At 32.8% G+C, this 8,285-nt stretch carries 9 protein-coding genes and 1 other annotated feature; all 9 genes read right to left on the bottom strand.

What is annotated here, in order from left to right; translation table 11 throughout:
* Window positions 1–275 precede the first annotated feature (275 nt).
* The 9 genes from BUA82_RS20105 to thrS all read right to left on the bottom strand — a co-directional run bounded on the left by BUA82_RS20105 (window position 276) and on the right by thrS (window position 7,836).
* Complete coding sequence (locus tag BUA82_RS20105) at window positions 276–1,103, bottom strand: ABC transporter permease (RefSeq protein ID WP_073012932.1); 828 nt, start codon at window positions 1,101–1,103, stop codon at window positions 276–278.
* Between the two features lie 21 nt (window positions 1,104–1,124).
* Entirely contained in the window at window positions 1,125–1,949 is an 825-nt protein-coding gene (locus BUA82_RS20100; RefSeq protein WP_073012929.1) for an ABC transporter permease, read from the bottom strand.
* A 10-nt stretch (window positions 1,950–1,959) separates the two neighbouring features.
* Window positions 1,960–2,958, bottom strand: coding sequence for an ABC transporter ATP-binding protein (locus tag BUA82_RS20095; protein WP_073012926.1), 999 nt, complete (start codon window positions 2,956–2,958; stop codon window positions 1,960–1,962).
* A gap of 30 nt (window positions 2,959–2,988) precedes the next feature.
* Window positions 2,989–3,240, bottom strand: a complete 252-nt coding sequence (locus BUA82_RS20090) for a hypothetical protein (protein ID WP_073012922.1) — start codon at window positions 3,238–3,240, stop codon at window positions 2,989–2,991.
* A gap of 47 nt (window positions 3,241–3,287) precedes the next feature.
* Window positions 3,288–3,656: an SHOCT-like domain-containing protein gene (locus tag BUA82_RS20085; protein ID WP_073012919.1), complete on the bottom strand. Its 369-nt coding sequence runs from the start codon at window positions 3,654–3,656 to the stop codon at window positions 3,288–3,290.
* A 19-nt stretch (window positions 3,657–3,675) separates the two neighbouring features.
* Window positions 3,676–4,038: a DUF2089 domain-containing protein gene (locus tag BUA82_RS20080; RefSeq protein WP_073012916.1), complete on the bottom strand. Its 363-nt coding sequence runs from the start codon at window positions 4,036–4,038 to the stop codon at window positions 3,676–3,678.
* A 395-nt stretch (window positions 4,039–4,433) separates the two neighbouring features.
* Window positions 4,434–4,979 carry a GNAT family N-acetyltransferase gene (locus BUA82_RS20075; RefSeq protein WP_073012913.1) on the bottom strand — a complete coding sequence of 182 codons (546 nt, stop codon included), beginning with the start codon at window positions 4,977–4,979 and terminating at the stop codon, window positions 4,434–4,436.
* 60 nt (window positions 4,980–5,039) lie between these two features.
* Complete coding sequence (locus tag BUA82_RS20070) at window positions 5,040–5,609, bottom strand: GNAT family N-acetyltransferase (RefSeq protein WP_073012910.1); 570 nt, start codon at window positions 5,607–5,609, stop codon at window positions 5,040–5,042.
* A 469-nt stretch (window positions 5,610–6,078) separates the two neighbouring features.
* A complete protein-coding gene (gene thrS / locus BUA82_RS20065; RefSeq protein WP_073012907.1) occupies window positions 6,079–7,836 on the bottom strand; it encodes a threonine--tRNA ligase in 1,758 nt (585 codons plus the stop codon).
* Between the two features lie 35 nt (window positions 7,837–7,871).
* Window positions 7,872–8,098: a binding site (T-box leader), on the bottom strand.
* Window positions 8,099–8,285 lie beyond the last annotated feature (187 nt).

The following is an 8,285-nucleotide window of genomic DNA, read 5'->3' as shown; positions in this document are numbered from 1 at the left end:
GAACTCCTTATGGGTTCTATAATCTAAAAGATAGCAATTTTAAGAGTAAGTTAGTAATTCGAATATAAAGTCCCATTTGAAGGGGTCCATCCGAGGATAGTTTTTCTGAAAAAGCGTCAGAAAAACTTAAAAATAAGTGAAATGCAAAAAGGAAACCTGTTAGGTTTCCTTTTTTGCACCCATAAACTCTTAAAAAGAGTTTACATATAATTTTTCAAAATTCCGCCAGGAATTTTTTCCTTCATTCTAAATTCTAAATTCTAAATTCTCAATTATCAATGTGTTCCTAGTATTCCGAGGCTTCTACATCTTCTTTCCACCCTCATAAATATCCAATTGCCTAAGGCACAGAAGGCTATCATAGATATTATTATGATGATAAATTCTGTTTTTAGAGGAAATAGGCTTTCTTGGTTTATTAGTATGCTTCTGGTGCTGTCGTATATATAGGTTAAGGGAAGCATCAGTGAGATAAATAAGAAGCCTTTAGGCATAACCTTTACTGGGAAGAAGCTGCCGGAAAATCCTGATACCAGGGAGCTTGTCATATCAATAATTCCATTGGCTTCTTTAGCTAGGAGAACCAGTGAACCTATAATAAGTCCAAGCCCCAGCATGCCTATTAATCCCGGAATTAGAAAGGCTAAGGCCTTTAAAACATTTGCATTAACTGTGAAACCAAAAGCAAAGTGGCATACTATGCTGGTGATTAGTACCTCAAAGGTAGCTGCACAAAATTGAAATAAACATTTACTTATCATAAGAGTAACCCTATTTACCGGAGCACTCCAATTAGATTCTAATACTCCTTGTCTCATCTCTTCTTTTAACGAAAAGCCCATAGCCCAAAAAACTGTAGATACATAGCAAGTAATTATATAGCCTAACACTATAAAACCTACGAAATCCGAATTTCCCATATACTTGCTAAAGCCCGGCATATTCCCATTGTCTGAAAAGGCTTTACCCATAAAGTAGAAGGGTGCAATCCACATTAAAGGATCAAAGAGTGTCATTATAACATTTATGGGATATCTAAAATATATTTTCATGCTTATTAAAAATCTAGCCCTAAAAACTATTAAGGTTTTCTTTATATTCATACCCTCACCTCATACCTTCCATTAAAATCTCTCCAAAGAGCCTGACTGCTTAACTTTTCTCTCAGTACTTAAAAATGCTAAGCGCCCTAAAATAAGGAGGATAATCCCTTGTAATAAGCACATGAAAATATTAAAACCTGCGCTTTTGAAGCTTTCTCCGTTGACCATAATCTGCCTGGACATTGCGATGCCATAGGTAAAGGGGATAAACTTTGCAATATTTTGCAGCCAAAGAGGTGTTACACTCACTGGAAAAGTTATTCCGCATACTATCATAAGAATTCCTCTAACCACGTTTACTGCAGCATTAGCCTCCTTAGCCCATAGAATAACACTGGCAAACAACATGCCCACCCCGTATACACCAGGAATCATTATTAAATATACCATAATCCAATAAATAGGATTTCCGGTGAATTCTATGCCATACAAATATTTATACTCAATTATTCCAATGGCAGCGGTGACGAAGGACATAAGCAGCTGAAGTATTCCTCCTCCTACTAAATAATCAAATTTATTTATAGGGCAAAGCCAATTGGATTCTAAGGTCCCTCTCATCTGCTCTTCTCTTAAAAAGGTACCATATCCCCACATAATCATATTTACACTCATCCAAATGGTGGTTCCTACTACTATATAAGCAATGAAATTTTTAGTACCTGTGGCCGCCTCGAACACTGAAAAGCCGCTTTTATCAGGACCTGCCATACCTAAAGCACTCATGATATACATAAGTGGAAATATCAGCGGCCATATTAAAAGCTGTATAATCCAGGTGGGATATCTCATAAGCTGGGTGAGCTCTTTCTTAAATACAGCATGTATTGTTCGAAATCTCTGCATACTTTACCACCTACTCTCTAAGACTCTTCCCTGTAAGATTAATAAACACATCTTCCAAGGAAGGCTCGATAACATTTACATTTAGCACCTTTGCTTTGTTTAAAGAAATGCAGTCCAATACACTTTGTATTAAAGTATCTCCATTGGTATGGTGTATGGTAAGGGTATAATTTCTATTTTCAATATCATAATTGCTTATTACGCTTTTAACATTATTTATTTTACTTAGTTCATTAACTAAGTTATCAGTGATATTACTTAATTGAATTTTAATAGACTTAACTTCATTCATGCTCTTCTTTAAGTTTTCTGGAGTATCTAAGGCGATAATCTTTCCTCCATCTATGATAGCTATCCTATCACATAAGAAGTCTGCTTCTTCCATGTAGTGAGTGGTTAAAAGTACGGTTCTTCCTTCTTTTTTTATATCTAGAATTATATCTCTTAAATTTAATGCAGATTGAGGATCTAACCCAAGGGTTGGCTCATCTAGAAGCACCACTGGAGCATTAGGTATTAGGGCTTTCCCTAGGGCTACTTTTTGCTTCATCCCTGTAGAAAACTTTTCTACCAATTCATCCGCTTTATCAGTAAGCTCCAATCTATCTAATATTTCTGTGGTTCTTCTAGCTGCTTCCTTCTTATTACACCCATAAAGCGCTGCAAAGTACTCTAGATTTTCTCTAGCAGTAAGCTTCCAATATATACTTCTATCCCCTGCCAGCACAGTACCTATATTTTTTAAAGCCTCCATAGGCTCTTTGTCTACGTCTTTTCCCATTACCTTAATACTTCCACTGGTGGGTCTTAAAAGACCAGTGAGCATCTTTATAGTGGTGGTTTTCCCAGCCCCATTGGGACCAAGGAGACCAAATATTTCCCCTTTATTTATATTAAAGCTTATATCATCTACAGCCTTAAACTCTTTTTTCTCTACAGTTCTTAAGAATTTTTTCTTCTTTGTTACAAAAATCTTTTTTACCTCTTTAGCTTCTACAGCTATTTCCATATAACCACATCCCCATAAATTATATAACTATCATATTCTTATATTTACTTTGGAACCATCTTTAGATTCTATATTAACGATTTCTAGACCTTTATATTGACGTAAGATGTTAATAGCTTTACTAAGTTCCTTAAAGTCTATGGCTTCAACATACTTTCTCTGTTCTTCGGGTGTATACTTAAGAGCCATACTCCTTGCAAACCTTCCTGTGGCAATTTTTAATACCCATAAAGGAGCTGGTATCCAAAAGGTTTTTCCTTCATCCTTAATATAAATTCTCATATATCTTCTATCTGCCTTTCCACTATTTATAAACTTTACCTAAGAAGTTATTCAATAACAATTTCAACTATGTCCCCATTTTCAGAACTGATATCTACTATTTTCCCATCTAAGCCTTCATCTATGGCATCCATAATCACCTTTATATCTACGCCCTGCATTTCCACTCCTGGTATTTTGGTTACCGCTCCCCCTAAAGCCTTTATAAACTTTATAGGAACCTTTACATTCACCTTATCTCCACCCTGCTCAGATATATTTACCTTGAGCATCTTATTTAGATATTCTGGAGATACTTCTTTAGCTGCAGCAGACTTATCATTGCTCTTTAGTAAATCTATAAACTCTGCAGCTTTTTCTGCATCAATTTTACCCTCTTCCAACATTTTTAAAACTCTTTGTATTTCTTCTTTCATCTCTTTAACCCTCCATTAATTATTCTTTTAATAAATTTAATGCCTCTTCAGCAGAAATATCACCTTTTTCAAGTTTGTCTATAACTTCCGAACTACTAATTGTTGATTTTTTATCAACTTTATATCCAAGAGATGCTACCACCTCATCCAATTTTGCCCTTACAGTAGGATATGATATGCCAAGCTCTTTTTCCACATCCTTAATACTACCTCTGCATCTCATAAATACTTCAGTAAACTCTAACTGCTCCTTACTAAGATAAGCGAACTTTGAAAGTTCAAATTCATTTTCAATAACAGTACTGCATTTAGAACACCTTAATCTTGTAATCTTTAAATTCGAACCACATACTGGACACTTTGTTATAATCTTGTAAGCCATCCATTCACCTCCTCTTATGTTTATATTATATAATTAACTTTTTACAAAATCAATATGTATTTTAAAAATATTAATATTTATTTATATATTAATTAATATTATTAATTTACATTTTAATTTTAGTGGTGCCAGGCACGTGAAAAGTGACAAACTGAAATTATTACCTAATTTATTTTTTAGGTAATAACTATATTAATTCTAATAGCAAAAAATATTAAGGGTAGTCCTTATATAATTAAGAACTACCCTTGTTTATAGTTACAAATAGCTAATAAAATAATTATTTTACTGCAATGAAAAAATATCTGTGTTCTAAAGTTTCTATAATCTTGCTTTTCTAAATTTTCTTGTAATTCAACAAATTTATCAAAAAAGACATCCTCTGCAAAGCATTCTTATATATTATTTATTTTACTATTATTAAATCTGAATATTAATCTTTCTCCATGAAAAGTTTGTCCTACAGATTTATTATAATTATTATTTGTATAATTGCTTACAGTCTTCGTCCAAAATTTTTGACCTTTTAGATTTGTTGACATTGAGTTTGTATACAATTCCCATCTTCCTAAAAATTTATTAAATACCAACTTAGCTGCTATTTCTCCTATATCTTTACCTCTATACGGTCTTAATAAAAAGAATTCATTAACATAATAATCAGTAGTTTTGGGTGCATATGGTGCTGTTGCAATTAGCATGAAACCCGCTGGCTTTTCATCAACCATTATAATATATGGAAACAATATATCAGGCTTTTCAAACCATATATTTTGAACATCATATTGTTCTATTAATGTTTTCATAGGTTCATCTTCATATATTCCATATTCATTAGGAGTATTACCATAATGCTCCGACAAATCATGCAAATACAATGGATATATGTTTTTAATAATGTTAGAATTTTCATCATTAGCTAAAACCACTTTAACCTCCAATTTACCCCTCCTTATGCTTATTAAATTTGGTGTAATATGTTCTTATCACTAACCATAAACTTACACCTGATTTTTTACATAGTCTCTCTTGAGAATTGACATAATTATTCCATCTTCCAGTTTTCCCTTTATTAAATCTCTTTCTCTAACTATTCCCTCTTGAATAAAATTTAGCTTTCTAAGTACATTTACAGATGCATTATTTCCTGGTGTTATTGTAGCTTCAATCCTATTTAAATTCATAGTATTAAATCCGTAATCTATTACTGCTTTTATTGCTTCTGTTGCATATCCATTACCCCATTGTGCCTGGGCAATATCATAGCCAATTTCTGTCCTTCTAGCTCCTTCATCAAAATCTCCTAAACAACATATTCCTATTAATTTATTGCTTTCCTTTAATATAATTCCCCAAGTAATTTCCTCATTTTCTTTCAATTCCTCATTATATCTTTCTACAAATTTTAATGCTTCTAGCTTTGATGTTACTGGGTAAAAATAATCAAATTTTGCTACTTCAGCATCACTTAGTATTTCATATAATTGTTCTAGATCTTTGTCCACAACCTGTCTAAGAAGCAACCTTTCCGTTTCTAATTTAGGAAATGGAACAAAACATTTATTTATCATGTAACTCACTCTCTTTCATGGACTATATTTGAATCACCATTACCTCTTCTTCCCACATTATCTCCCCGGTTTTCTTAAATCCCAAATTTTCATATAATTTCCCGGCAACTAAATTTTCAGGCTCAAAGCTTGTATAAAATTTAATTTTACCATACTTCTCTCTGATTAAATCTAACAGTTTAATTTATTTGCTATATACAAAAAGGTCACAAAGCAGCTATTTAAAACATAACTTGATTTACCTTATTTTATATTATTTGTAACTGACTTTTCAAGTTAAACTTATACCTATTGCTCTTTGTAACTATCTGAGTTGTATAATTAAACATCTCTTAAGTTTAACAATCATATTTAGCCTTCATATACAAAAACTCTCAAAGAGCTTAATCTTACCCTTTGAGAGTTATCATATTTCAAACTATCATAAGATGTATTACCTATAACATTAAAAACTTAATAATGTTATTTTCTACATCTCATCTATTTCCTTTTTTATTCTGGAGATAAATTCATCTAATGAACAGCTTCCCTCATCTCCATTTTCTCTACTTCTAAGAGATATAGTCTTGCTAGTCTGCTCCTTTTCCCCTACCACTATAATATATGGTATCCTTTCGTTTCTAGCTTCTCTAATTTTATAGCCTATTTTTTCTGCTCTTTCATCTAAATTAGCCCTTATATTATTTGCTTTTAAAGCGCTTAGCACCTCTTTAGCATATTCATTAAACTGCTCTGATATTGGCAGCACTTTAACTTGAACAGGTGATAGCCATGTAGGGAATTTTCCTGCATAGTGTTCTATTAATATACCAATAAATCTTTCTATACTTCCAAATACTACTCTGTGTATAACTATAGGTCTGTGCTTTTCACCATCACTTCCAATATAATTTAAATCAAATCTTTGAGGAAGCTGGAAGTCTAATTGGATAGTTCCACACTGCCATGTTCTGCCAAGGCTGTCTTCTAGATGAAAATCTATCTTAGGTCCATAGAAAGCTCCATCCCCTTGGTTAACCTTAAAGTCCATATTAATTTCTTCCAAAGCCCCTTGAAGAGCATTTTCTGCTAATTGCCATTCTTCATCGCTGCCCATGGAGTTTTCTGGTCTTGTGGAAAGTTCTACCTTATATTTAAAACCAAAGGTTCCATATACTTCATCTATAAGCTTTATTACGCCTTTTATCTCATCCTTTATCTGCTCTGGTAACATAAATATATGAGCATCATCCTGAGTAAAAGCTCTTACTCTCATAAGTCCATGTAAGGCTCCAGAAAGCTCATGTCTATGAACTCTTCCAAGCTCAGCAGCTCTTATAGGCAAGTCTCTGTAAGAGTGAGTTTCTGTTTTGTATACCAGCATCCCCCCTGGACAGTTCATAGGCTTTATTGCATATTCTTCTTCATCTATATTAACTGTGTACATATTTTCTTTATAATGAAACCAGTGACCAGAAGTTTCCCACAGCTCTCTATTTAATATCATAGGTGTTTCAATCTCTACATAACCATACTCATTATGCAGTTCTCTCCAATACTCGATTAACTTATTTTTTAAAATCACACCATTAGGAAGAAAGAATGGAAATCCAGGTCCTTCATTCATTAAAGTAAATAATTTTAACTCTTTGCCAAGTTTTCTATGGTCTCTCTTCTTTGCTTCTTCAAGCATGTTTAAATATTCATCAAGTTTGCTTTTCTTGTCAAAAGCTGTTCCATATACCCTTTGAAGCATCTTATTTTTTTCGCTGCCCCTCCAATAGGCTCCTGCCACAGATAAAAGTTTAAAGGCCTTCACCTTTGAAGTTCTCAAAACATGTGGACCAGCGCATAAGTCAGTAAACTCTCCCTGTGTAAAGAAAGTAATCTCTTCATCTTCAGGCAAATCATTAATAAGTTCTACTTTATAACTTTCTCCTTTTTCTTCTACTAACTTTAATGCTTCTTCTCTAGAAAGCACAGATCTTTCTAAACGCAAATCCTCTTTCACTATTTTTTTCATTTCTTCTTCAATGTTTTTTAAAACATCTGCTGTCAAAGTTTCTTCCATATCAAAATCATAATAGAATCCTGTATCTATAGCAGGACCTATGGTTAACTTAGCGTTAGGATATAACCTTTTTACTGCCTGAGCCAAAATGTGAGCTGCTGTATGCCTTAATGCTCTTAGCCCCTCTTGTTCATTAGAATCAATTACAGAGCCGTCTTTTAATACTACCTTTAACATAAAATACCCTCCTTAAAAAATAAAAAACGCCCCTAAAAAGGGACGATTATAATCGCGGTTCCACCCAAATTATAGAAGCAAAGCATCTTAATACTTCTATCACTTAACATCTTTAACGCAGATATACGGACTATACTTACTTAATTTCAGTACTCAACTCAGAGGTGGTTTTCAATAAAACTTTTCCAAGAAACCTTTCAGCCAATGGGTTTCTCTCTCTGTGAACAGTAACCTATCTACTCTTCCTCTTCATAGTCTTTAAATTAGGAATATTTTACTCCAAAGTATATCTATTGTCAATGAATAAATATAATTTTGTCAGATACAAGAATATTATTGATATTATGGAATTAATATGAAATAATGTTTTTAATTAATTACAAACTATACTGTACAGTTATATCATATGATGAAAAAATAATTTATAGTTTTAAAAAGGGGGAAGAAGA

Source organism: Clostridium amylolyticum, assembly GCF_900142075.1.
In the GTDB taxonomy this organism is placed as follows: Bacteria; Bacillota; Clostridia; order Clostridiales; family Clostridiaceae; genus Clostridium_AA; species Clostridium_AA amylolyticum.
This window is presented reverse-complemented; position numbering and strand designations above follow the sequence as displayed.

Excerpts from the sequence above, each read along its gene's own strand:
- BUA82_RS20105 (WP_073012932.1), bottom strand. The coding sequence starts at position 1,103 with ATGAATATAAAGAAAACCTTAATAGTTTTTAGGGCTAGATTTTTAATA.
- BUA82_RS20100 (WP_073012929.1), bottom strand. The coding sequence starts at position 1,949 with ATGCAGAGATTTCGAACAATACATGCTGTATTTAAGAAAGAGCTCACC.
- BUA82_RS20070 (WP_073012910.1), bottom strand. The coding sequence starts at position 5,609 with ATGATAAATAAATGTTTTGTTCCATTTCCTAAATTAGAAACGGAAAGG.
- BUA82_RS20090 (WP_073012922.1), bottom strand. The coding sequence starts at position 3,240 with ATGAGAATTTATATTAAGGATGAAGGAAAAACCTTTTGGATACCAGCT.
- BUA82_RS20085 (WP_073012919.1), bottom strand. The coding sequence starts at position 3,656 with ATGAAAGAAGAAATACAAAGAGTTTTAAAAATGTTGGAAGAGGGTAAA.
- BUA82_RS20080 (WP_073012916.1), bottom strand. The coding sequence starts at position 4,038 with ATGGCTTACAAGATTATAACAAAGTGTCCAGTATGTGGTTCGAATTTA.
- BUA82_RS20095 (WP_073012926.1), bottom strand. The coding sequence starts at position 2,958 with ATGGAAATAGCTGTAGAAGCTAAAGAGGTAAAAAAGATTTTTGTAACA.
- thrS (WP_073012907.1), bottom strand. The coding sequence starts at position 7,836 with ATGTTAAAGGTAGTATTAAAAGACGGCTCTGTAATTGATTCTAATGAA.